The organism is Fructilactobacillus vespulae, assembly GCF_047324295.1.
GTDB lineage: Bacteria > Bacillota > Bacilli > Lactobacillales > Lactobacillaceae > Fructilactobacillus > Fructilactobacillus vespulae.
In genome coordinates, this window is sequence record NZ_CP137138.1 from 1,138,180 (window position 1) to 1,161,001 (window position 22,822).

The 22,822-nt window shown below is 31.1% G+C and carries 25 protein-coding genes and 1 other RNA gene; 19 read left to right on the forward strand and 7 right to left on the reverse strand.

Features of this window, described 5'->3' with window-relative positions; genetic code table 11:
* Positions 1–4 precede the first annotated feature (4 nt).
* Entirely contained in the window at positions 5–607 is a 603-nt protein-coding gene (gene recU, locus R4B61_RS05685; RefSeq protein ID WP_413627298.1) for a Holliday junction resolvase RecU, read from the reverse strand.
* 123 nt (positions 608–730) lie between these two features.
* On the opposite strand from recU, the gene R4B61_RS05690 reads away from it, so the two are divergent.
* The 5 genes from R4B61_RS05690 (at position 731) to R4B61_RS05710 (ending at position 4,471) form a co-directional block, all read left to right on the forward strand.
* Positions 731–1,306 (forward strand): DUF1273 domain-containing protein, encoded by a 576-nt coding sequence (locus R4B61_RS05690; RefSeq protein ID WP_413627299.1) that lies wholly within the window; start codon positions 731–733, stop codon positions 1,304–1,306.
* Between the two features lie 51 nt (positions 1,307–1,357).
* Positions 1,358–1,747 (forward strand): cell division regulator GpsB, encoded by a 390-nt coding sequence (gpsB, locus tag R4B61_RS05695; RefSeq protein ID WP_413627300.1) that lies wholly within the window; start codon positions 1,358–1,360, stop codon positions 1,745–1,747.
* A gap of 16 nt (positions 1,748–1,763) precedes the next feature.
* Positions 1,764–2,137: RNase P RNA component class B (gene rnpB / locus R4B61_RS05700), an RNA gene on the forward strand.
* Between the two features lie 76 nt (positions 2,138–2,213).
* Positions 2,214–3,350: a THUMP domain-containing class I SAM-dependent RNA methyltransferase gene (locus R4B61_RS05705; RefSeq protein WP_413627301.1), complete on the forward strand. Its 1,137-nt coding sequence runs from the start codon at positions 2,214–2,216 to the stop codon at positions 3,348–3,350.
* 11 nt (positions 3,351–3,361) lie between these two features.
* Entirely contained in the window at positions 3,362–4,471 is a 1,110-nt protein-coding gene (locus R4B61_RS05710; protein WP_413627302.1) for an NAD(P)/FAD-dependent oxidoreductase, read from the forward strand.
* On the opposite strand, the gene R4B61_RS05715 is transcribed toward R4B61_RS05710, so the two are convergent.
* A complete protein-coding gene (locus tag R4B61_RS05715) occupies positions 4,461–4,862 on the reverse strand; it encodes a ribonuclease HI family protein (protein ID WP_413627303.1) in 402 nt (133 codons plus the stop codon). The two genes, R4B61_RS05710 and R4B61_RS05715, sit on opposite strands and share 11 nt — an antisense overlap.
* Before the next feature lie 29 nt (positions 4,863–4,891).
* Between R4B61_RS05715 and R4B61_RS05720 the strand changes: the two genes are divergently transcribed.
* Genes R4B61_RS05720 through R4B61_RS05745 form a run of 6 tightly spaced genes read left to right on the forward strand, consistent with a single transcriptional unit; the run spans position 4,892 to position 10,859 of the window.
* Positions 4,892–5,305 carry an EbsA family protein gene (locus R4B61_RS05720; protein WP_413627304.1) on the forward strand — a complete coding sequence of 138 codons (414 nt, stop codon included), beginning with the start codon at positions 4,892–4,894 and terminating at the stop codon, positions 5,303–5,305.
* Positions 5,295–5,750 carry a signal peptidase II gene (gene lspA / locus R4B61_RS05725; protein ID WP_413627305.1) on the forward strand — a complete coding sequence of 152 codons (456 nt, stop codon included), beginning with the start codon at positions 5,295–5,297 and terminating at the stop codon, positions 5,748–5,750. Before R4B61_RS05720 ends, lspA begins: the two co-directional genes overlap by 11 nt.
* Before the next feature lie 4 nt (positions 5,751–5,754).
* Positions 5,755–6,678, forward strand: coding sequence for an RluA family pseudouridine synthase (locus R4B61_RS05730; protein WP_413627306.1), 924 nt, complete (start codon positions 5,755–5,757; stop codon positions 6,676–6,678).
* Positions 6,679–6,683: 5 nt separating this feature from the next.
* Positions 6,684–7,223 carry a bifunctional pyr operon transcriptional regulator/uracil phosphoribosyltransferase PyrR gene (gene pyrR / locus R4B61_RS05735; RefSeq protein WP_413627307.1) on the forward strand — a complete coding sequence of 180 codons (540 nt, stop codon included), beginning with the start codon at positions 6,684–6,686 and terminating at the stop codon, positions 7,221–7,223.
* A gap of 29 nt (positions 7,224–7,252) precedes the next feature.
* Entirely contained in the window at positions 7,253–8,338 is a 1,086-nt protein-coding gene (locus R4B61_RS05740) for a carbamoyl phosphate synthase small subunit (protein WP_413627308.1), read from the forward strand.
* On the forward strand, positions 8,331–10,859 hold the full coding sequence (locus tag R4B61_RS05745) for a carbamoyl-phosphate synthase (protein WP_413627309.1): 2,529 nt from the start codon (positions 8,331–8,333) through the stop codon (positions 10,857–10,859). Before R4B61_RS05740 ends, R4B61_RS05745 begins: the two co-directional genes overlap by 8 nt.
* Before the next feature lie 38 nt (positions 10,860–10,897).
* Here the strand turns inward: R4B61_RS05745 and R4B61_RS05750 are convergent, their stop codons facing one another.
* On the reverse strand, positions 10,898–12,601 hold the full coding sequence (locus tag R4B61_RS05750) for an NFACT family protein (protein ID WP_413627310.1): 1,704 nt from the start codon (positions 12,599–12,601) through the stop codon (positions 10,898–10,900).
* Positions 12,602–12,729: 128 nt separating this feature from the next.
* On the opposite strand from R4B61_RS05750, the gene R4B61_RS05755 reads away from it, so the two are divergent.
* The 3 genes from R4B61_RS05755 to R4B61_RS05765 all read left to right on the forward strand — a co-directional run bounded on the left by R4B61_RS05755 (position 12,730) and on the right by R4B61_RS05765 (position 14,410).
* A complete protein-coding gene (locus tag R4B61_RS05755; protein ID WP_413627311.1) occupies positions 12,730–13,149 on the forward strand; it encodes a MarR family winged helix-turn-helix transcriptional regulator in 420 nt (139 codons plus the stop codon).
* 13 nt (positions 13,150–13,162) lie between these two features.
* A complete protein-coding gene (locus R4B61_RS05760) occupies positions 13,163–14,035 on the forward strand; it encodes a DegV family protein (RefSeq protein WP_413627312.1) in 873 nt (290 codons plus the stop codon).
* Between the two features lie 66 nt (positions 14,036–14,101).
* Positions 14,102–14,410: a hypothetical protein gene (locus R4B61_RS05765; protein WP_413627313.1), complete on the forward strand. Its 309-nt coding sequence runs from the start codon at positions 14,102–14,104 to the stop codon at positions 14,408–14,410.
* A 27-nt stretch (positions 14,411–14,437) separates the two neighbouring features.
* On the opposite strand, the gene R4B61_RS05770 is transcribed toward R4B61_RS05765, so the two are convergent.
* The gene (locus R4B61_RS05770) at positions 14,438–15,178 is read right to left on the reverse strand and encodes a hypothetical protein (protein WP_413627314.1); all 741 of its coding nucleotides are present in this window, start codon (positions 15,176–15,178) and stop codon (positions 14,438–14,440) included.
* Positions 15,179–15,439: 261 nt separating this feature from the next.
* On the opposite strand from R4B61_RS05770, the gene R4B61_RS05775 reads away from it, so the two are divergent.
* The 3 genes from R4B61_RS05775 to rbsU are packed head-to-tail and all read left to right on the forward strand — an operon-like array spanning position 15,440 to position 19,080.
* The gene (locus R4B61_RS05775; RefSeq protein WP_413627315.1) at positions 15,440–16,636 is read left to right on the forward strand and encodes a galactokinase; all 1,197 of its coding nucleotides are present in this window, start codon (positions 15,440–15,442) and stop codon (positions 16,634–16,636) included.
* A gap of 17 nt (positions 16,637–16,653) precedes the next feature.
* Positions 16,654–18,141, forward strand: coding sequence for a UDP-glucose--hexose-1-phosphate uridylyltransferase (galT, locus tag R4B61_RS05780; protein ID WP_413627316.1), 1,488 nt, complete (start codon positions 16,654–16,656; stop codon positions 18,139–18,141).
* Between the two features lie 18 nt (positions 18,142–18,159).
* Positions 18,160–19,080 (forward strand): ribose/proton symporter RbsU, encoded by a 921-nt coding sequence (rbsU, locus tag R4B61_RS05785; protein WP_413627317.1) that lies wholly within the window; start codon positions 18,160–18,162, stop codon positions 19,078–19,080.
* 236 nt (positions 19,081–19,316) lie between these two features.
* On the opposite strand, the gene R4B61_RS05790 is transcribed toward rbsU, so the two are convergent.
* Both R4B61_RS05790 and R4B61_RS05795 read right to left on the reverse strand, forming a co-directional pair.
* Positions 19,317–20,318 (reverse strand): IS30 family transposase, encoded by a 1,002-nt coding sequence (locus R4B61_RS05790; protein ID WP_413627318.1) that lies wholly within the window; start codon positions 20,316–20,318, stop codon positions 19,317–19,319.
* 201 nt (positions 20,319–20,519) lie between these two features.
* A complete protein-coding gene (locus R4B61_RS05795) occupies positions 20,520–21,485 on the reverse strand; it encodes a Dyp-type peroxidase (protein ID WP_413627319.1) in 966 nt (321 codons plus the stop codon).
* Between the two features lie 128 nt (positions 21,486–21,613).
* Here R4B61_RS05795 and R4B61_RS05800 point away from each other — a divergent pair, with 128 nt between their 5' ends.
* Both R4B61_RS05800 and R4B61_RS05805 read left to right on the forward strand, forming a co-directional pair.
* On the forward strand, positions 21,614–21,907 hold the full coding sequence (locus tag R4B61_RS05800; RefSeq protein ID WP_413627320.1) for a hypothetical protein: 294 nt from the start codon (positions 21,614–21,616) through the stop codon (positions 21,905–21,907).
* 87 nt (positions 21,908–21,994) lie between these two features.
* Positions 21,995–22,237: a hypothetical protein gene (locus tag R4B61_RS05805; protein ID WP_413627321.1), complete on the forward strand. Its 243-nt coding sequence runs from the start codon at positions 21,995–21,997 to the stop codon at positions 22,235–22,237.
* Between the two features lie 50 nt (positions 22,238–22,287).
* Here R4B61_RS05805 and msrA read toward each other — a convergent pair whose 3' ends face one another.
* Positions 22,288–22,818, reverse strand: a complete 531-nt coding sequence (gene msrA, locus R4B61_RS05810; RefSeq protein WP_413627322.1) for a peptide-methionine (S)-S-oxide reductase MsrA — start codon at positions 22,816–22,818, stop codon at positions 22,288–22,290.
* Positions 22,819–22,822 lie beyond the last annotated feature (4 nt).

The following is a 22,822-nucleotide window of genomic DNA, read 5'->3' on the forward strand; positions in this document are numbered from 1 at the left end:
CTCCTTATATATTAGTATGATCGATAATAGTTTTAACGGCTTCTAAATATGGAATCAGAGGGTTTAAATTGTATTTAATTTTATAACCGTTATGTTCAATTTCTGATTTTGAAATTGATTTTTTCCCATTTTCTTCTTTTCTTTTCCAATATTTAAAAAGATCTGGAAAATTTAAAACGTAAACTTCATCGGTCTTGGTGAACTTAATAATTGTAAAACAAATCCCACCCAAATCATAACACTGTTGCATGTGTTTAATTTGATGTTGATGAAAATTGTTTAATGGAAACGAATTCAGTTGTTTAGTTTCTTTAGCATCAAAATCAATATATCTTCCTAGATATATGCCATTGTAGTCGGTGGTGGAAGCTTTTTTAAAATAAGCTTCCTTTATAATTGCTGCGCTGCGCTTAGGATAATCAACGTTAACAATTTGGATTGGTGTTGGCTTTTTATGCACAACTGCAATTCCTCTACTCAAGTAATATTGATTACTTTGGTTGATTTCATTTTCTAAGGACATTCCACGTGACCCATGATTAATAGTGCTTTTCTTTTTTTCTAAAGCAGAAGTGAATTGCTTCCCATTGGGATACTTGATTGCCACTAGAACCTCCAATCTAGAAGAATAAAAATTAATAGGATAATTATAATGCATTCCAATAAATAAATGTAATACAATTATAGCAATATAAACAACTTATTTAAAATTTAAGTAGTAGGAGGAGAGATGAAACGAGTTTGGATAACAGGATATCGATCATATGAATTACAAATTTTTGATCCTAAAAGTGATAAGGCATTAATTATCAAAGAAACATTAAAAAATGAGATGAGATCATTAATTGAAAATGGTTGTGATTGGTTTTTAACTGGACTTCAACTTGGAATTGAACAATGGTCGATTGAAATTGCAAATGAATTAAAAGAAGAATTTCCAAATGAGTTTAAAATTGCAATTTTAACACCTTTTAATGGTTTTGGCAGTCAGTGGAACGAAGAAAATAAAATCAGAATGAATTCGTTAATTAATTTAGGTGATTATTACAATAAAGTGAGTGATAAAGATTATGAAAGTCCAAAACAATTAAAGAATTATCAAAGTTTTATGGTTAATCACACTGATTCAGCTTTATTAGTTTATGATGATGAACACGAGGGGAAAACTAAATATGATTATGAGTTTATCAATAGGTATCAGGATAATCATAATTACTCATTACAGCTAATTGATTTTGAAGATCTTCAAGAGGGTGCTGAAATTTATGAAGAAAAAACTAAATTAAATAGAAACTATGATTTTTAAGTTATAATATGTTAAAATGATAAAGTTAAGAAAAATAAGAGGTGCTATAATATGGATGAAATTAAATTCACACCAAAAGATATCTTACAAAAAGAATTTAAACAAAAAATGCGGGGTTATGATCCAACTGATGTTGATTCATTCTTAGATGAAGTTATCAAAGATTACGAAAACTTCAATAAGGTTGTTTCAAATAAAGATCAAGAACTTTCACAATTACATTCTGAAAACCAACAGTTAAAGAGCAAAATTATTAGTTTAGAAAATGATGCTGCTAATAATACCGTTGTAAATAAGAGTGATGATGATTTAAATTCTAGATTGTCACGTCAAGAACAACCTATGCAAGATAGTCAATTAACTAATGTATCTAATATGGATATTTTAAAAAGATTATCAAAACTTGAAAGAAAAGTTTTTGGTGACAATTCAATTAACTAGAGCTTACATTGGTACAGGTTCTGAGTAATCGCGGCTAGCTTTTGTTAGCTGAGGAAAGTCCACTCTCGCACAAACTGAGATGTTTGTAGTGTTCGTGCCCGGTGAAAAAATAAGCCGAGGGATTGGCAACAATTACGGCGAAAGAAAACGGCTAAGGCTTTGCTATGCCTGAGTATTTCCTAAGGTGCTATAGAGACGATTAGGCTAAGAAATTAGTCTACTGGAACGCAGTAAACCCCGCGAGCGGGAAACCCAAACTTTGGTAGGGGAGCTTTACACACGGAAAATGAACTAAGTGTAGGGCAAGAATCTTTGATTCTTGAGATAGATGATTACTACTCAACTGTTATTCCTGATATTTCAGTTGAGCACAAAACATGGCTTACAGGAATTTGTACCAATCAGGTAGAGTGGGATTTTCCCACTCTTTTTTTATAGACAAAAATTAAGTATAAGAAGGGTTTACATGAAGAATTTTAAACTAATGGCAACTTGTGCAGCTGGAATCGAATCTCTAGTTGCAGGTGAATTAAGAGATTTAGGATATGAAGTTACGGTTGAAAATGGAATGGTTCTTTTTGAGGGAACGATTGCAGATGTAATCAAAACCAATATTTGGTTAAGAACTGCAGATCGAATTAAAATAATCGTTGGATCATTTAAAGCAACTACTTTTGATGAATTGTTTGAAGGTACCAAAGCACTATCATGGGAAAATTTAATTCCGATGGATGGTAAATTTCCCGTTGAAGGTCGTTCACAAAAATCAGCTTTGCATAGTGTTCCAGACGTTCAAGCAATCACTAAAAAAGCGATTGCAACTAAGTTAGGCGAATTTTATCATCGAAGAACTAGATTACCGGAAACCGGAAGTCTATTTCCGTTAGAGGTTAGAATTAATAAAAACAACGTTTTGCATTTGCTAGATACCACCGGTCCAAGTTTATTTAAACGAGGATATCGTGTTGCTAAAGGTGATGCACCATTAAAAGAAAATATGGCCGCTGCTTTAATTATGTTGACTAACTGGCACCCCAAAACAATGCCACTACTAGATCCAATGTGTGGTTCTGGAACCATCCCAATTGAAGCAGCAATGATTGCTAGAAATATTGCTCCCGGTTTACAGCGTGATTTTGCTTTCAATGACTGGAATTGGGTTGATAAAAATCAAATTGAAGCGATCAAAGATGAGGCAGATAGTAAAGCTGATTATGATTCTGAATTTGAAATTTATGGATCAGATGTTAATGGAGAAATGATTAATTATTCTAAAGTGAATGCCCAAGAAATCGGATTGCTTCATGATATTACTTTTAAACAATTGGCCGTTCAAGATTTTCGTACTGAAAAGAAAGATGGAGTGATTGTAACCAATCCACCATATGGACAAAGATTAGGTGATATCAAGGAAGCTGAAAGTTTGTATAAAGATTTAGGGTCAGTTCTCGGTAAGTTAACCACTTGGTCTAAGTATTTTTTAACTAGTGATTTGAATTTTGAGAAATTCTATGGAGAAAAAGCAACTAAAAAGAGAAAGCTTTATAACGGGGTTATTAGAACTGATTATTTCCAATACTGGGCTAATCAAAAGAAACGTTAATGGAGGTTTAAATGACTAAAAAAATTGCAATTATTGGTGGTGGGATAGTAGGCTCATCTGCTGCATATTTTTTGAGTAAGAATCAAGCCGACTATGAGGTTACATTGTTTGATAATGGTGAAGGACAAGCTACTAAAGCGGCAGCTGGAATCATTTCACCATGGCTTTCAAAGCGAAGAAATAAGCAATGGTATCAATTAGCTAAAGATGGGGTTTCTACTATTGAACAGATTGCAGCTGAAACCAACATGGATTCAGTGACCTTTTCTAAGGTAGGTACCATTATCTCCAGAAAAGACCCGGATAAACTACAAGAACTATTTAATTTAGCTCAAGAAAGAAAAAAAGATGCCCCTGAAATGGGATCAATTAAATTAATTAGTAGCCAAGAAATCAAAGAATTAATTCCAATCATTGATAATTACCAATACAACGGAATTTTGGTGACCGGTGGAAGTCGAATTGACGGAAATTTATTCTGTAATCACTTATTAGAAATTGCTTGTCGAACAAATTTAGAGATTAAAAAGGGACAAGCTATTTTAAAAAATGACAATGTAATTGCTTGGAATAATCAGGAAGAGAATTTTGATAAGATAATTGTAGCTGCTGGTGCTTGGACTAAAATTGTTTTGCAAAATGTTGGTAGCAATCTCCGACTTCGACCACAAAAGGGACAACTAATTGAAATTGAGGTTAACCAAAATTCTAATTTAGCAGAGATGCCAGTGATGATGCCGGAGTCTGAATATGACTTCATTCCTGCTGGTCATAACAAATTAATTATTGGTGCAACTCATGACAATGAAAAAGGATTCGACCTTGAGATTGAAAAAGATGTCGATAGAAAGCTTTTAAAAACGGCTAGTTCTTTAATTGATAATTTAAACATGGATAATATCATTTTAGAAAAAACTGGTACAAGAGCATATACGGACGATTTTAGTCCCGTTTTTGGAAATGTTCCAGCAAATAATAATGTCTTATTCGCTACGGGACTGGGATCATCTGGTTTAACTACTGGTCCACTTATTGGTAAAATATTGGTAGATATGATTGATAATAAAAAAATTGATCTTTCAAAGTACGAAAAATCAATTGATCAATATTTTATTCATTAAGGTGCAACGCTTGTTGTGCTAAGTTATGTGCACCCTTATTCTTCGATTCAGGAATCCAGTTGGTGATAATTAAGCTAAAGTTATTTTCTAAAATTAAAATTTCATCAACTAGTGTTTGGTAGTGCTTTGCATATTGTTTTTCTAAACTATTTGCCAAAATTTCACTATCAGTATAGAAAAGAATTGTGTCTGAAGAATTAGATTGGTCTGAAAGTTGCTGGGCCTGCTCTAAAGAAAAAAGGCATGCCTTGAATTCAGCTTCGTGATTATCAACGGTATTAATTGTTTTTTTAAATTGAAGTTGTTTATGATTAAAAATTATTAAACAACTAATTCCGGTTTTGGTATCGTTAGGTTTTTTTGCAGCATCAGAATATATTTTATAGAACATGTTTTATTTCTCCATCAAAGAGGTATTTTATGATTAATAAGGAAAGAAAGTTTTTGTATCAGCCACAGTTGTTAAGTAGTTGCATTTATTGGAGTTGGACTTTAGTAGTTATGCTAATTGGAATTATAATTTGGCTCGAAATAACGACGTTTCAAGAAATCACTTTAAGCTTTTTCATTGCATTTATTATCATTGCATGGATTCAAATCTATTTTAGAAAAATAAAAATTAATAATAATGAAGTTAGAATATATCAATTAATTTATCCCAAGGGAAAAGCCTATTCTTTAAATGACGTTAAGTTGATTGATTGCGGTAGAAACTCAATTAGCTTTTCAATCAATGAGAAAAACTTCAATATCATTTTACCATCTAATTCAGTGATTGAATTAAGTGAAATTTTTAATGCAAAATCGAAAACTGAGGACAACAATGAAAGTTAAAATTAGTAATTTAGTCTATGTAGTTGGTTTAATTATTATCATTATGGATCAATGGTTAAAATTTTATATTAGAAATAATCTTGAAATTGGAAGGGAAATCAAGTTACTTCCGCAAATTATTTCTCTAACATATTTACAAAATACTGGTGCAGCTTGGAGTTTTATGGAAGGTAATTCCATCTTTTTTATTGTAATTGCTTTATTTGCAATTTCGATTTTTAGTTATTTTATTTTCAAAAACAAAGATGATTTTTATCTAAAAACAGGATTAATCCTTATGTTGTCGGGAACCGTTGGCAATTTAATTGATAGATTTATATGCGGTTTTGTTACGGATATGTTTAAGTTGGATTTCGTGAATTTCCCCGTATTTAACATTGCTGATGCGAGTTTATCAATTGGTGTTGTAATTATAATTTTATCCCTATTATTAGAAAAGGAGTAATCTTTTGACCGCTTTAAATTATGAAGTTACTGAAGCCGGAGTCCGTCTTGATAAGTCAATTTCTAACCAGTTTGAAGATATTAGTCGATCAAGAGCTTCGGAATTAGTTAAAGCAGATTTAGTTTCTGTTAATAATGAAATGAAAAAAGCTAAGTATGCAGTTAAATCTGGTGACCAAATTGAGGTTAAATTGCCAGAACCAAAAGAAATTGATATGCAGCCTGAAAACATTCCGTTAGATATTGTTTATGAAGATGAACAGGTTTTAGTGGTTAATAAACCACAAGGAATGGTTGTTCATCCAGCACCTGGTCATCCCAACCATACGTTAGTTAATGCCTTATTGCATCATACAAGGTTAGCAAATATTAACGGTGAAATTAGACCAGGAATTGTTCATAGAATCGATAAAGATACCTCAGGATTATTGATGATTGCAAAAACTAATTTAGCGCATAAATCTTTATCAAAACAATTAAAAGAAAAAACAAACAAAAGAAAGTATATCGCGTTGGTACACGGTATAATTAAAGAAGATCATGGAACAATCGATGCACCCATTGGTCGTTCAACCAAAGATAGAAAAAAACAAGCGGTTGTAGAAAATGGAAGAAATGCAATAACTCATTTTAAGGTTTTAGAAAGATTTGGTAATGATTATACTTTAGTAGAATGCCAACTAGAGACCGGCAGAACACACCAAATTAGGGTGCACATGAAGTATATTAATCATCCATTAGTTGGGGATCCGTTATACGGTCCTAAAAAAACTATTAAAGGAAATGGACAATTTTTACATGCCTGTGAATTAGGATTTAAGCATCCAATTACAGATGAGGAATTAGATTTTAAAGTTCCACTTCCTCCAATATTTGCTGATACTTTAAAAAATATAAAACGCAAGTTTAATATTCAAAACAAGGAGTAGTTAATATGCCAAATGAAAAAGTAGTTTTAAATGGAATGTCAATGCAAAGAGCTTTAACTCGAATCACATATGAAATTATTGAAAAAAACAAAGGTGTCGATAATTTAGTGTTAATTGGGGTTAAAACTCGAGGTGTATATTTAGCTAAAAGAATTTCAAGTCGCTTGAAAAAGCTAGAAAATACCGATATTCCGGTTATTGAACTTGATGTTACCAAATACCGTGATGATTTAAAGGATAATAAATCTATAAATCAAGCAGTAGCTGATAATGTGGTTGAAATTGATAACAAAAATATTGTGTTAGTAGATGATGTTTTATTTACGGGACGGACTGTAAGAGCTGCTCTTGCTGCTATTAATGAAATTGGAAGACCTAATCGAATTAATTTAGCTGTTTTAGTAGATAGAGGACACCGTGAACTTCCAATTCGCGCTGACTTTGTTGGAAAAAACTTACCAAGTTCTAAAAATGAAAAAATCAAAGTTTTGGTATCAGAAATTGATGATAGAGATGGTGTTGAAATCTCTCAGAGTTGGGATTAACTACTAATTAGTGAAGGTGGGTGTTTTTTTTGGGAAAAAGATACTTAATTCTTGATGATGGAACTTCATTTGAAGGTGTTGGTTTTGGTGACCTATCAAATACCACTGGGGAAATTGCTATTAACACTAGTTTGAATAATTATCAGGAAGTAATTACAGACCCTGCATATCGAAATCAAATCATTACGTTTGTACAACCATCAATTGGTAATATTGGAATTAATCCCAAAAATTACGAATCAATAATGACTTCTGCTAAGGGAATCGTAGTTAGTCAGGCTGAAAACATTTCATTTTCACAACTTAAGAATTTATCATTAAATAACTTTTTAAAGCAAAGACAAATTTCTGGAATTACTAATATCGATATAAGTAAATTACGGAAACATATTCGAGATCATCAAGTTAGAAAGGCTAGTATTGTAAGTAACAATGACGAGCATGCCTTTGATCAATTGCAAGCTGCGGTGTTGAGTAATCAGCAAATTCAATCAGTTGCCACCCCCAAACCTTACTTAGTACCTGGAAAAGGGATTACAATTGTTGTTATTGATTTAGGCCTGCGAGAAGGAATAATAAGACAACTTTCGAAGTTGGATTGTAATATTATTGTGATGCCATGGAACATTCATTTTTCAGAAATTAAAAACTTAGATCCACAAGGGGTGGTTGTTTCATCCGGTCCAGGATCACCTGATGAAATTAATTCTGTAGTGATTGAAAATATTCAACAAATTCAAACGGAACTTCCGCTTTTGGGGGTTGGGTTAGGTCACGAATTAATTGCGATGGCAAATGGTGTAAAAGTAAAAAGAATGAGTTTAGGAAATCATGGTAGTAGTCATCCAATTAAAAAAATCATTACCAATGAAATAATTTACGCAGATCAGGCGCAAGATTATGAGATTGATAGAACGACCATTGATAATAATAAGCTAATCGTCACTTATGTTGACTTAATAAATGGTTCAATTCAGGGGATTAGAATTCGTGATTATCCAACCTTCTCAGTCCAGTTTTTCCCAGAGGGTAGCAACGACGTAGAAGATAGTTTGGATATATTCGATGAATTTGTGGAAAGTATTATTGCTCATAGGAGATTAACCAATGAATAGTGATATCAAAAAAATATTAGTTATTGGTAGTGGACCATCAGATATTGGCCATGAAAGTGAGCAGAATGGTGCCGCTTATGAGGCAATGATGACTTGGAAGGAATTGGGAATTGAAACATTTATCTTAGAGAACAACCCATATTCAATAATGATTCAAGAGTTACCCCAAACTAATGTTTTTATCGATTCAATTTCTTCAGAAAGTGTTGAAAGAATTATCTTAGAAGAAAAAATTGATGCAGTTACACCAATTTTTGGGAAAAAAGATGCTTTAAAAATTATTCAACGACTAAATAGAAATGATTTCTTTCAACAAAACAATGTAAAAATTATTGGATTGAGTTCCAAAAATATTTCTTTATTTGGTGGAACAACTAGCGATAATGCTATTACTAAAAATACATTTTTAGCTAGACGATTAGTTGATAATTCAGTTCCAATTCTTGAAACAAACGTAGTCAATAACTTTGATGAGTTACGAGCTACAATTGATAAGATCAAGTTTCCTATCTCTGCTAAACCAATTAATGCGGGTAAATCCAATCGTCGCTATATTTTTAAAAACATTGAACAATTAAATGCGGATATTGACGATTTATTTAGATATTCTGATAGTGGTAAAGTTGGTTTAGAACGTGAAGTTGGTGGATACAAAGAAATAGGAATGGTTGCTATTCGTGATACAAATAGTAATAAAATGATTATTTCATCGCTAGAAGATATGAATCCAGTTGGAATAAATTCTATTGATTCAGTTGTTTTTGCTCCAGCACAAACTTTAAATGAAACGCAAATTCATTTAGCTCGCTCATTAACATTTAGAATTTTAGATTGCCTTGGAATTAAGGGCATTTGTCATGTACAATTTGCTTTGAATCCCAAAACAAATGAATGCTATGTGATCAAAGTTAATCCATATTTTAATGGGCAGACTGCAATTTCAGAAAAATCAAACGGTTATCCACTTGCTAGAGTTGTTGCTGCAATTATGGTGGATCAAACCTTAACGGATATCAAATTACCAAATAATTACCATGAAAATACTGCAGTTTTACAACCGATTAGCGATCACGTTACCGTTAAAATGCCAGTTTGGTCTTTTGATTATTTACCTAAAACTAATCGAAAATTAGGACCACATGCAAAATCAACTGGGTCCTCAATTGGATTTGGACGTAATGTTGAAGCAGCATTTATGAATGCATTGAGAAGTTCACAAACCAGTCCTAAAGATGTTTTGCCAAGTTTTGGTTATTTGAACGAAGATGAATTAATTTCACAGTTAATTCATCCTACTGATATTCAAATATTGATTCTATTTGAAGCAGTTAAAAGGGGTTATTTAGCTAGTGATCTAGCTGAACTTACCAAAATTGATGAATTTTTCTTTTTGATTATGCAGAACATCTTGGATTCAATTAGTTTTATAGAAAAAAATTCCTTTGATAAAGACGCGTTTTTACTTGGAAGTCGAAATGGTTTTGGAATTGGGATGTTCTGTCATTTTTGGAATACTGAAAATATAGTAGTTCGCGATTTGCAAAAAAACCATTCTATTAAAAAGACCTATAAAATGATTGAACCAACTGCTCGAGAGTTTAAGGAAAATATAAACTCATTTTTTAGTAGTTTTGAAAGCGAATCAGAATCAGAACAATTAAGTGAAGAATCAGCATTAATAATTGGTAAAGGAAGAAATCACTTGGGGCCTAATACAGCTTCTGAATTATATAGTGCTGAGATGTTAATTCGTCTAAAAAAACTTGGAATCAAAACAATAATTTTGAATAACAATCCCAATTCAGTGTCATTAATTCAATCAATTAGTGATAAACAATATGTTGAACCAGTGCAATTGGGAGAGATCCTAGATATCATTGAATTAGAAAAACCCAAGTATATCTTTTTACCGGGTAACCGACATTATTTGATTAGGGAACTAGAGAAGTTAAAAAATACCAAATTAATTATATTACCGCCTGATCAAAAGACGGCATTATGGAATACAAATACGGTTGATTTTGCGATGAATTTTTTAGTTACAAAAGATGACATTATTCCAATTGCTGTCGTTGGATTTTCTGCACAAGAAAATAATCCAGATCGAGATCTTAATTTGCAAACAGATTATTTTGTTCCTTACAAGCTCTCTAAATCTGAATTTAGCTTAGTAAAAAGTTTATCGATTGAGACTATTAGGAGTAATAATCTAACGGGATTGATTCAGGTTTGTTTTAATTTTGATAAAAATAAAACAATTTCTGTATCTGGTTTATCGCCATTGCGAATAACAGAGACAGTCTTCTTAAATACAATCACTGGCATTAATTGGATTGAAGTCCTAATGCGCATGTATACTGGAAAGTTTGATGCCAATCAAATTAAAAATGAACTTAAATCTAATTTAATGTGTAGTAGGGCAAGTATTCAAGTTGAATTTCCTTTTAAGGAATTAGAAATTAAAAATGGTACAAAGAGTAGAAATTTTGAAGTGGGTGCTCGTCTGAAATTAAAGAAATAAAAAATGAAGGAAACATTTTAATGTTTCCTTCATTTTTATTACTCTTTTAAATTCTCGATATCTTTTAAAGTTGGAGTTACATAAACTGTTTTCTGACCGGTGTAGTGGACTAAACCGGGTTTGGCACCATTTGGCTTTTTAACTCGTTTTACCAAATCATAGTCTACAGGTACATTTGCTGAATCACGTGCTTTTGAAAAATAAGCGGCTAACTTAGCAGCTTCAAGAATTGTTTGTTCACTAGGATTAAAGGATCTAATAATAACATGTGAGCCATGAATATTTTGTGTATGCAACCATGTCTCACGTTTATCTGCAGTCTTTAAGGTTAGTTGATCGTTTTGGAGATTGTTTTTTCCAACTAGAATGGTAGTTCCATCTGAAGAAATATATTTATCAGGGGAACTAATTTTGGTCTTTGTTTGTTTCTTGGTTTTTTTAGCTTTTTTAATATATCCTTCAGACTTTAGTTCTGTCTTTATATCAACTAAGTCAGTAGGGTTAGCTAATTCAATTTGAGTTTCAATACTCTCAAAATAGTTAATTTCTTGATTAGTTTTTTCAATTTGCTGATCTAAATATTTAATGGCATTCTTTTTCTTTTGATATTGTTTAAAATATCTTTGAGCGTTTGCTGAAGCAGAAAGAGACGGCTTAAGAGTTATTTTAATTGGCTTATTATCATCATAAAAGTTAGCTAAAGTGGTTTCTTTAGCACCCGGAGAAATCATATGAAGATAGGTCATTAAAACTTCACCTTTAATTCTAAATTCGTCAGCTTTTTGGGTATCTTGGTATTCTTTTTCTAACTTTTTGATTTTCTTGCGATTCTTTTTTAACTCATTTTTAGTTACCTGAATAAGTTGAGATCCTTGTTCTCGAACACGTTCTCGTTTAGATTTTACTTGGTAAAATTCATCTAACATTTCGCCCAGACTATTAAAAGCGTGGAGTACTTTATTTTTGGGAAATGGGAATGATGAAAACGTTAACTTATCATTGGGAGTATTTTCAATCACTGGTTTAATTTGGTCAAAATTTTTAAAGAAATTTTCGTATTTACTTTTATTATCTGATCCTGGTTCATGTAAATAATTTGCCAATGCAAGGGAGGTATCTTTTCCTAAACCTTGTAATTTTTTTTGCAATTCGTTAGCTAAAATATCAACGTTTGGAAATGACTTTACTAAATTATCTAGTTCATTAAAATCAGTAAAGGAAAAAGGATTGAGATTATCTTGTTTAGGAGGGTTAATGTACTTAACTCCCGGTAGAAGATTTCTGTAACGACTTTTATCTGTTCCAATTCTTTTAATTGCATCAATAATATTACTATTTTTTGCTTCTGCTAAAATAATATTACTGTGACGAGCCATTATTTCAATGATAACTACTAATTCTTCAACATCACCCAACTCATTTCTACCGTTTAAATGAATATGAATAATTCGATCATTTTCAACTTGATGAATTTTGGTGACAAAACTTCCTTGTAAGTGTTTTCTTAATGTCATTACAAAGTTGCTAGGAACTTTAGGATTAACAAATGGTACTTTAGTGATTTGAGCTCTAGCGTATAAAGGATTTGCAGAAAGCAAAACCTGATGATTCTTTCGATTAGCGCGAACTGATAATATTATTTCATTTGGATATGGTTCATTAACCTTGGTAACTCTTCCATTTAATAATAATTCATTCAGTTCAGCTGCCATCGAATGTGTAAATGATCCGTCAAATGACATATTTAAAACCTCTTCTTTTTAATCTATCTTTAAGTATAAACTATCATAGTAAGAACTTGTAGTAAATTGTATTTACTTAATCTTGTATACACCAATTAATGTTATAATAAAATCCGGAGGTTTCGAATATGAAAAATAGTTTAAGTACTTTACGAAATGTCAGCAGAATACAACAACAACAATTACAACAAATTACAAAAGAAAATAATTTAACCATTTCTGAATGGCAACTACTTCTTTGCATCAACGAGGGTTACGAAACACAAGAACATTTATCAAAGCAAATGTCTTTGGATACCTCAACTTTATCCAGACAGTTAAAAAGATTAACAGAAAAGAAAATGGTCGATAAAGAAGCGATTGGAAAAGATAAACGTCAACTTATTTATCAGGTTAATGAACAAGGATCACTTTCACTAGTTAATATTAAAGATGATTATGATAAACTAAAAGAAAGAATTTTTGAGCAGTGGACCGATGAAGAAAAAAATATGTTAAAAATTTTATTGAATCGTCTAGAAACTAGCATGAATAAAATAAACAAATAAAAAGGGGATAACCGTGAGAACAGCAATTGTAACGGATAGTTCAGCTTATTTATCAGAAGAAGATATCCAAAAATATAATATCCATGTAATTCCATTAACGATTGTATTTGGTGATCAAAGCTATCAAGAAGGTATTGATATAACTAACGCAGAATTTTATGATAAATTGGCTAATTCAAAAGAATTACCAACGACTTCACAACCACCAATTGGAATGTTGATTGAAGAGTATAACAAGTTAGCTGCGGAAGGTTATGATAATGTAATTAGTATTCACTTAGCAGCCACAATTTCAGGTTTATATAATCAGGTAGTAAATGTTTCTCAAATGATTGATTCCATTAACGTAATTCCATTTGATTCTCAAATTACGGTCGGATTAATGGGGGATTTAGCAAAATATGCTAGTGAATTAGCGAAGGCTGAAACAGATCCACAAGAAATTATTAGTAAATTAAAAGAACAACGGCAAACAATTGATGAATTATTTGTTGTTGATGATTTACAAAATTTAGTTAAAGGTGGTCGCTTATCTAATGCTTCTGCGTTTATAGGTGGTTTACTAAATATAAAGCCGATTTTAAAATTTGATGATGAAACTGATAAAATTGTTGCTTTTGATAAAGTTAGAACGATGAAACGAGCATTAAAACGAGTTGAATCATTATTTGAAGAAAAATTAGCTAAAGTTGATTATCCAGTAAAATTGTTTGTTTTAAATGGAAACAATCCGAAATCTGGTTCAGCTTGGGCAGAAAAAATTGCTGAGCAATTTCCAGATTTAAAAATTGAACAAGGAACAATTGGACCCGCAATTGGTACTCATTTAGGCCAAGGGGCATTAATTTTGGGTTGGCAAAAAGAATTTGATTTTGATAAAAAATAAAACAGTTTAACCGATAAAAGGCAAAACTGCTTTTTTATTTGGTTTAAAAGTAATAGAGGAAATTTTATGTTTATTTTAAGTATTTTTATGTTTATGATTATCGCATTTATATTAGGATTACCATTACTTTGGTTTTTAATTGCGACCATCAGTGCTTTTACGATGAAGATTAATTCGGGTGTTAAGTTTACTGATTTTTATCAGAAGTTATTTAGGGAAGCGGAATCTAAAAAACAACATCGCTTAGGGAAAGTATTACTATCAATATTATGGATTGTTGGTCTAATGATGTTTGCGTTATTAATGATTATCATTGTAATTGCAATTAGCTACATGGTTGGAGTATTTTCAATGGGCGGTTCTGGCATTTTATAAAATATATTTCATAAAAAAAGACTCTCGTTAGAGAGTCTTTTTTGTTAATCCTTCATTATTGTTGGTCATACTATAAGTAAATTGGGGTTCTTTTAAAGAATGCTTTTTAATTTTAGGGATATACGGTTTTAATGCTGGTTGAAATTCATCTAAGAATTTTTCCTCTAGTAAACCGCGAAAAATAATTGCTTCTTCAAAATCTGCAAATTTTTTATAGTACTCTTTTCTTTTATGAGTGAGGCTTACACGATAATAAACTTTGTTGAACATTGATGATTTACGTGGATTGGCAATCCCAACAATACCGGTTTTATTTCTTTTAGTCGTTTGTTGGTGGTTAATATGACGGACCTTTTTTCCTAAATTCTGATAGAAGTTATGTCTATTTTGCGAAAAACTGTGGCCACAATCTGTTTTACTTCCAAATTTCACTAAATTAACTAATAAAGTAACATTATTACCACAACTACAGCTAAAGTTAGCATACCATTTTTTGGCTTGAGAATCCCAATGACTAATTGATTCGTACTTTAAATCATTGAAATTACTAGTATTTGATAAATCTTGGTTTAGTTGATACTTTTTTCGTTCAATTAAAGATTTTCCCCATAACTCTTGATTATCATAATGATTAATATGATATAACAATCTAGCATAGGGAATATTTAAATAGGCTGCTAGAGACTTCTTTGAGGCAAACGTTTGTCCTAGGTAGTTAATTGAACGATGATTTGTAATTTTAGGTGTTGATACATTTTTTAATGTCAATTTTAAGTTTTCATCTTTCTATTTTAGATTACTTTATTATAAAAATATAATACTCTGTATTAATATTATAATACATTGAACAATTACTAAAAGCAAAGTATTTAAACTGAATTTTTTCTTTGTGAACTGATTATTACAGCTTATAAATTAAAACGATTATGGATATAATATAATTTTTTTAAATAAAATAATTTAACTCACAATTGTAAGCGTTTACAACAAGTGCTATTATGAATTTGAAAATACTTGGAGGATAATCTTATGGAAAATATTACTAAAAACGATTCTGTATCAATTATTGAAGAATTAGAAAATCGATTTAAAATTATTTATGAAGAAAAACCCGTAAAGGGATATTTTTCACCAGGTAGAATTAATCTAATTGGTGAACATACTGATTATAATGGTGGACATGTATTTCCTTGTGCAATTAGTTTAGGAACATACGCTGTTTTATCTAATCGTGATGATAATCTAGTTAATATTGCTTCAGAAAATTTTAAAGAGAGCGGTGTTAAATCTTTTAATTTGAATAATCTAGAATATAGCGATAGTGACGATTGGTTGAGTTATCCCAAAGGAATGTTTAAAGCTTTTGCTGATGAAGGACTCGAATTAAAACACGGTTTTAACATTTTAATTAGTGGTAATTTACCTGATGGTTCAGGCCTTTCATCATCTGCTTCAATTGAAATGTTGTTTGGAAAAATTTTAAATTCACAATTTAATAATATTCAATCGGGAGTAAAACTTGCACAATTAGGTCAAAAAGTAGAGAACAATTACATTGGTGTTAACTCTGGTATTATGGATCAATTTGCTGTAGAAATGGGTCGTGCAGGATATGCTATTTTACTAGATACCAATACTTTAAAAAGCGAATTAGTTCCAATTAAGATGCAGAATTATAAAATTGTAATTATGAATACTAATAAGAAACGTGGATTGAAAGATTCTAAATACAATGAACGTCGAAGCGAGTGTGAAAATGCACTGCAATTAATCAATAAAAAAGCTAATTTCAAATCTTTTGGTATGATGACAAATGAAGATTTTGATGAATATAATTATACAATTGATAATCCAGTTTTAATTAAACGGGCACGACATGCTGTATCTGAAAACCAAAGAACTTTGCGAGCAATTAGTGTGCTTAAAAATAATAATATAGATGAATTTGGCCGTCTGATGAATGCCTCTCATACATCTTTAGAATATGATTATGAAGTTACTGGAGATAATTTAGATAATTTAGTACACTCAGCGTGGGAAAATGGAGCAATTGGTGCTCGTATGACTGGTGCTGGATTTGGTGGCTGTGCAATTGCAATTGTTCCAGATGAAAAAGTTAAAGATTTTATGAAAATTGTGGGTAAAAATTATAGAGAAAAATTTGGATATGAAGCAGATTTTTATATTGCAAATATCTCTGATGGTCCCCAAGAAATGGAATTATAGAACAAGAGGTTTTTATTTTGGGTAAATTAAATTTAGTGGAACATTATGCCAGACTTGTAATTGCAACCAAAAACACTTATAAAAATTTAGATTATACTTATTTAGTTAACCAAATTTATTATCTAATTGGTCAAGATAATGTTTATGTAGACTGGAATAAAAGTAATTCTTTACTAGAAACGGTTGATTATCTAGTTCAAATTGCTATTAAAAATGGGAAAATATCAGATTCATTTTTTAATCGAGAACAATTAGAAGAAAAATTGACTAATTTATATACTCCAATTCCTTCAGTTTTAAATGAAAATTTTTGGGATAATTATAAAAGATCCCCGACGGCTGCGACAGAATATTTTTTTAAATTAAGTAAATTAAATAATTATATTAAAACTGATCAGATTAAGAAGAATATTAGTTATCAAGTCCAAACTTCCTATGGAGATTTGGAAATAACAATCAATTTATCTAAACCTGAAAAAGATCCTAAAGATATAGCAAAAGCCGCGTTACTTAAAACAAGTGATTATCCTAAATGTAATCTATGTGTTCAAACTGAAGGATATTACGGTAATCCAAATTCAGTTGTTCGCATAAATCATCGAATTATTAACTTATTAATCAACGGTCAATTATGGGGATTTCAATATTCTCCATATGCTTACTTTGAACAACATTGTATTTTTTTAAATCATAATCATGTTCCAATGGTAATCAATCAAGAAACGTTCGGTAATTTATTAGATATTGTTACTATGTTTCCAACTTATTTTGTTGGCAGTAATGCTGATTTGCCAATTGTAGGTGGTTCAATACTAAGTCATGAACATTATCAAGGTGGAAAACACGAATTTCCAATGATGAAAGCGTCAACTAGATTCGAGTTTAATATTTTAGGTTATGAGAATGTTAAGTCTGAAGTGTTGAATTGGCCAATGTCAGTAATTCGACTTACATCAGCTAGTAAGGTAGATTTAATTAATTTTTCTGAATTAATTCGACGTAAGTGGAATGAATATAATGATGAAAGCGTTGATGTTAGATCAGAATCAAATGGGATTAGACATCATACAATTACCCCAATTGCAAAGCAAAATGATAATCAGGAATTTGAGCTATATTTAGTATTGCGTGATAATCAAGTTTCAAGTGAATTTCCTGATGGAATTTTTCATCCACATCAAGAATATCAGCATATAAAGAAAGAAAATATTGGATTAATTGAAGTAATGGGAAGAGCGATTTTACCGGCTCGATTAAAGGCTGAATTAGTTGAAGTTGAGAGATACTTATTAAATCAATCTAATAAAATCGCTAATTATCATTTAGATTGGGCGCAAAAAATTAAAAATAATCACAATATTACAAGAGAAAACGTTACTAGAATAGTTGATAATGAGGTTGGGACCGTTTTTAAAAACGTATTAGAAAACGCGGGTGTGTTTAAGCTAGATAAAAAGGGAACTCAAGCATTTCATAAATTTATTAATACATTAAATAACAATTAATAAGAAAGAAGCGATAAAATGGATTTTCTAGCAATTTTAATCGGGTTAGGACCAATGATTGGATGGGGATTATTTCCCACAATATCATCTAAAATCGGAGGTAAACCAAGTAATCAAATTTTAGGAGCTACACTTGGTGGATTTATATTTGCAGTTGCTTTAGTGTTGATTCGTGGATTATCAATTCCAACTGGAATCGATTTAATTCTCGCAGTTATATCTGGTTTAGGCTGGGGTTTTGGACAAATCATGCAATTTAAAGGATTTAAATTAGTAGGATCGTCCAGAATTATGCCAATTACTACAGCATTTCAATTGATTTTAACATCATTATGGGGAGTATTCATTTTAGGAAACTGGGGTGGTATGCTCGGAAAATTAATTGGTCTATTAGCACTAGTAGTAATTATAATTGGAGCAACTTTTACAGCTTGGACTGAAAATCAATCATCAAAAAATGATAAGGTATTTTTGAAAAAAGCGATTATTTTACAATTAATTGGTGCTTTAGGTTATCTAGTTTATTCTGCTGCACCTCAAATTGTAACAATGCCTTCTATGCAGGCAATAATTCCAGGTTTACAACCAATGGATGGTGCTCATGCATTTCTTCCACAAACTATTGGAATGGTAATTTTTGCAATAATTTATAGCTTATTTAATTTAAAAAAAGAAAATGTATTTTTGGAATCAGTATCTTATAAGCAAATCTTAGCCGGTTTATCTCAAGGTTTTGGTATGTTAATGTATTTAATCTCAGCACAACCTAATATGAATGGTCTTGCAACAGCGTTTGTATTGGGGCAAATGGCTGTTTTAGTATCAACGCTAACTGGAATTTATGTATTACATCAAAAAAGAACGCAAAAAGAAATGTTATTCACAGTTGTTGGACTAATTTTGATTGTCGGTGCGTCAGCAATTACGGCATTTTTATAAAATAACATTGTTAGTTGAAGCATAAAGATAAATAACTAAAAATACCTTTGCTAATTAATCTATTTAAAGTAGATTTTGAGTAAAGGTATTTTTTGATGAGCTAAAATTGAATGGGTGATGTATAGTTCAGATAAAAATATATTTTAGTTTACATAATATATATTATACGAAGTTGATATTTTAAGCCACTTGTCAACCCCAAATGCAACAATTTAATTAAAACTTAATATAGTTTTTTAGCTTAATGAAACTTTGTTTTGTTCAGATTCGAATTTAAAATTTGCACTTTTCCAGTTTAAAGTTTTTCTTGGACGCTCATTAATTTCAAAAACAGCTTGTAAAATTTTACTTGGAGAAACATTTCTAAAGCTCGTTTTCTTCGGAAAATACTCTCTTAATAAACGATTATGATGCTCATTACAGCCTCGTTCATGTGGTGAATATGGATGGGCAAAAAACACTTTAACGCCGTATGTATGCTCAATTCGATAAACCAAGCTATGACTAGAAAATTCAGATCCATGATCACAGGTTATAGATTTTACAGAACCAGTAAAGTTTGCCATAAAGGTATCCATAGCTAGTGAAAACTGGTCTGCTGTACGATTCTTGATTTTAATGGCAAAATATCTTCTAGTTTTACGCTCTACAAAGGTTGCTAAGCAATCGTTTGACTTTCTTGATGAAAGAACTGTATAGACTTCCCAATGCCCAAATTCAGCCCGTTTATTAATAATTTCGGGTCTTTTTTCAATTGAATGAGCCTTCATCATTTGACTCTCTTTTCTAGGGATTAAACGACCCTTATGATGCTGTTTATAGCGTTTTCCGTGAAGTCTTAGATCCTTTAATTTAAAGTCTAATTTGTTACTGTAAATCCAGTTGTAGATAGTGTTAGTAGAGATATTAAGTTTATGTTTAAGACCATTGGCAATCTGTTCTGGAGACCATTTAAGCCTAAGATATTTTTCAACTATTTTTTTGTTGTAGTCGGTGAGTTTAGAAGTTAAACCAATTTCCATACGTCTAAGTCTAGCGACATTATCAGCACTAGATCCTAAATATCTAAAGTTAGAAATTCCAAGAGGGTTATATTCAGGCATATTACGTTTCAATTCACGACAAATAGTAGAACGAGAACGTCCTAGTTTGGAAGCGATTTGAGCTTGAGATAAACCTTGTTCAAGATAGTCTTCAATTTTGATACGTTCTTCAAAAGAAAGGTGATTAAAAGTCATAAGTCCCCCCTGCTATTAAGCAAAAATAATATTTAAGACATAATATAATTAAGAAAAAGAGTAGTCAATAAATAGTAAGAATTGCATTTTATTTTGCTATTAAGGAGTTGATATTTTAAACTAGAAGAAGCAACTCTTACTATAAATTAAATTATTTTCTTAAAATAAAAAATACAGCTTTCGCTGTATCTTTTAATGTTTTTATTCGTCTTCATTTTCAATTTCTGGGTTTAATTCACCACCAGCAATTGCATCTAACATTGGTCTTGATGGAATGAAATATAAAGTTCCAGTTACTAGTGTTGAGAAAGTTAATAAAAAGTCGCTCATATCAACCATTTGTTGAAGCATTCCTTTGGTAACGCTCCAATGACGCGCATATCCCATGAAATACGTACCAGTTTTATTACTTGCAGGATCAGAAAATGGCACGTTCATTCGAACAATCTTATTATCGTCACCTGTATTTGATGCTAAATTGTGAGCATTTTCATATTTATCGTCTTCTTCTAACTCTAAATCAGTAAATTTTTCTCTTCCGACGGCTTTATCTTGATGACTAGTTGGCATTTTATTCCAAAAATCCATGTCGTGAATCCATTTTTGTGCAAATAAGTATGAACCATTAATAAATTCAGGATCTTCTTCACCAATAATTGCATAAGGTGCAGCGTCTTCAACTAGTGGAGCTTCGGTACCATCAATATATCCAATGATTGCACGCCCTTCTAAATATCTGAATCCTTTGACTTCATCTAAAACCTTAGTGAAATCCTTTAAAAATTTACGATATTGCGAAACAACCTCATAAACTACGGCTTGATTTTTTGCCCGAATATGTAAAAATAAATCTCCATTCGTTGCAGGCATACTGTATTTTGGACCTTTTACCCCTGCAAATGTTTCTAATTCTTTGGGCTTGTGAGCGTTTGGGAAAAGGAAGTCCCATGCATTGTTACTGAATCCAATTGAAACCCTCAAATCGGCCTCTGGTTGCCTTATACGCATAGATCTAATGATTGCTTGAGAGCGATCTGCAAATTCTTGAATACCTTCTTTGGCTTTTTCGGGGTCATCACGGTTTAGTTCTAATGAAACAAAATCAACATTTTCACCAACGTCTTTCCATACATCTTGTGCTTGACTTGGTTCTATTTTTTCTACCATGTGATTAATCCTCCAGTTTTTAAATTTTTGATTATACAGTGTTTATTATAACAAATTAAAAATAAATAATGTTAAAATCTTGCGTTTAGTTTATAATCATTATTGATAATAATTAAAAGGAGATAATTATGTATTTAAAGAGATTTATTGAATTATTAGTTGTTTACTCATTTTCATTTTCGCTTGCTATTATTTTAACTGGAATTAAAACCAGTTTATTGAGATTATTTATAGGAATCTTAATTGGATATTTAGTACTGGTAATACCGCTAACATTTTTGACAATCAAAAAAATGAAAAAGCGGAATGCCGTAAGTGGTAGTAATCTAAAAAATAAAAATCGCTTTCAAACAGTGCTAGACGCTTTACCAGCTTTTCTATATTTGGCCACACAGGATGGTAATAAAGTTATCAGTAATTAAATTGTTACATACAGTCAAAGTAAAGAGGAAGAAAATATATTATATATTGTCACTAACAATGATACTAAACGGGTTTCTAATATTAATTTGAATAATCAAGTTGCAATTGCAAGTTTGTATGATGATAAAACTGGATTACGTTTTTCTTCAAATGATATCACTGCATTTGCAACTACCAATGTGAAAGAAGTAAATCAATTAGTGGTTAATAATCCTCAGATAAAGAATTTATCTGAAAATATCGAAAATCAAACAATTATTACATTGAGGCTTAATACCGTGTTAATTGAATCGTTTAGAACAGCACCTGAAGTTATTGATTTTCACTAGGTTGTATAATACAAAAAAACAACTAGATAATAAATCTAGTTGTTTTTTGTTTATTTATTATTTCCCCAAACTTCCCTTTTAAATTGGTCTCTACCACCCATTTCTTCAATTTCGGCTCTAAAGGGATTTTTTTTGTAGAAATGTTGATGATAGTCTTCTGCTGGGTAAAATGGTTTTGCATCTTCAATTTTAGTTACAATTGGTTGATCAAATTTTCCGGAATCTTCTAATTTTGCTTTTGATTCTTCTGCAATCTTGCGTTGTTCAGGACCATTAACAAAGATAACTGGACGATAACTATCTCCGCGATCTTGGAATTGTCCCATTGCATCAGTTGGGTCTGTTTGTCTCCAATAAATTTCAACCAAATCAGCATATGAAATCACATCTGGATCAAAGGTAATTTCTACAGCTTCAGTATGTCCGGTAGTTTCTGTACAAACTTCTTCGTAAGTTGGATTAGCAACGTGACCACCAGTATAACCGGAGATTACTGATTCAATTCCTGGCATTTCGTCAAATGGTTTTACCATGCACCAAAAGCATCCACCGGCAAAAATTGCTGTTTCTTTTTGACTCATTTTA

Bases quoted from the DNA above. Each gene is read 5' to 3' on its own strand.
- R4B61_RS05690 (WP_413627299.1), top strand. From the start codon at position 731: ATGAAACGAGTTTGGATAACAGGATATCGATCATATGAATTACAAATT.
- gpsB (WP_413627300.1), top strand. From the start codon at position 1,358: ATGGATGAAATTAAATTCACACCAAAAGATATCTTACAAAAAGAATTT.
- R4B61_RS05705 (WP_413627301.1), top strand. From the start codon at position 2,214: ATGAAGAATTTTAAACTAATGGCAACTTGTGCAGCTGGAATCGAATCT.
- R4B61_RS05710 (WP_413627302.1), top strand. From the start codon at position 3,362: ATGACTAAAAAAATTGCAATTATTGGTGGTGGGATAGTAGGCTCATCT.
- R4B61_RS05715 (WP_413627303.1), bottom strand. From the start codon at position 4,862: ATGTTCTATAAAATATATTCTGATGCTGCAAAAAAACCTAACGATACC.
- R4B61_RS05720 (WP_413627304.1), top strand. From the start codon at position 4,892: ATGATTAATAAGGAAAGAAAGTTTTTGTATCAGCCACAGTTGTTAAGT.
- lspA (WP_413627305.1), top strand. From the start codon at position 5,295: ATGAAAGTTAAAATTAGTAATTTAGTCTATGTAGTTGGTTTAATTATT.
- pyrR (WP_413627307.1), top strand. From the start codon at position 6,684: ATGCCAAATGAAAAAGTAGTTTTAAATGGAATGTCAATGCAAAGAGCT.
- R4B61_RS05745 (WP_413627309.1), top strand. From the start codon at position 8,331: ATGAATAGTGATATCAAAAAAATATTAGTTATTGGTAGTGGACCATCA.
- R4B61_RS05750 (WP_413627310.1), bottom strand. From the start codon at position 12,601: ATGTCATTTGACGGATCATTTACACATTCGATGGCAGCTGAACTGAAT.
- R4B61_RS05755 (WP_413627311.1), top strand. From the start codon at position 12,730: ATGAAAAATAGTTTAAGTACTTTACGAAATGTCAGCAGAATACAACAA.
- R4B61_RS05765 (WP_413627313.1), top strand. From the start codon at position 14,102: ATGTTTATTTTAAGTATTTTTATGTTTATGATTATCGCATTTATATTA.
- R4B61_RS05775 (WP_413627315.1), top strand. From the start codon at position 15,440: ATGGAAAATATTACTAAAAACGATTCTGTATCAATTATTGAAGAATTA.
- rbsU (WP_413627317.1), top strand. From the start codon at position 18,160: ATGGATTTTCTAGCAATTTTAATCGGGTTAGGACCAATGATTGGATGG.
- R4B61_RS05790 (WP_413627318.1), bottom strand. From the start codon at position 20,318: ATGACTTTTAATCACCTTTCTTTTGAAGAACGTATCAAAATTGAAGAC.
- R4B61_RS05795 (WP_413627319.1), bottom strand. From the start codon at position 21,485: ATGGTAGAAAAAATAGAACCAAGTCAAGCACAAGATGTATGGAAAGAC.
- R4B61_RS05800 (WP_413627320.1), top strand. From the start codon at position 21,614: ATGTATTTAAAGAGATTTATTGAATTATTAGTTGTTTACTCATTTTCA.
- msrA (WP_413627322.1), bottom strand. From the start codon at position 22,818: ATGAGTCAAAAAGAAACAGCAATTTTTGCCGGTGGATGCTTTTGGTGC.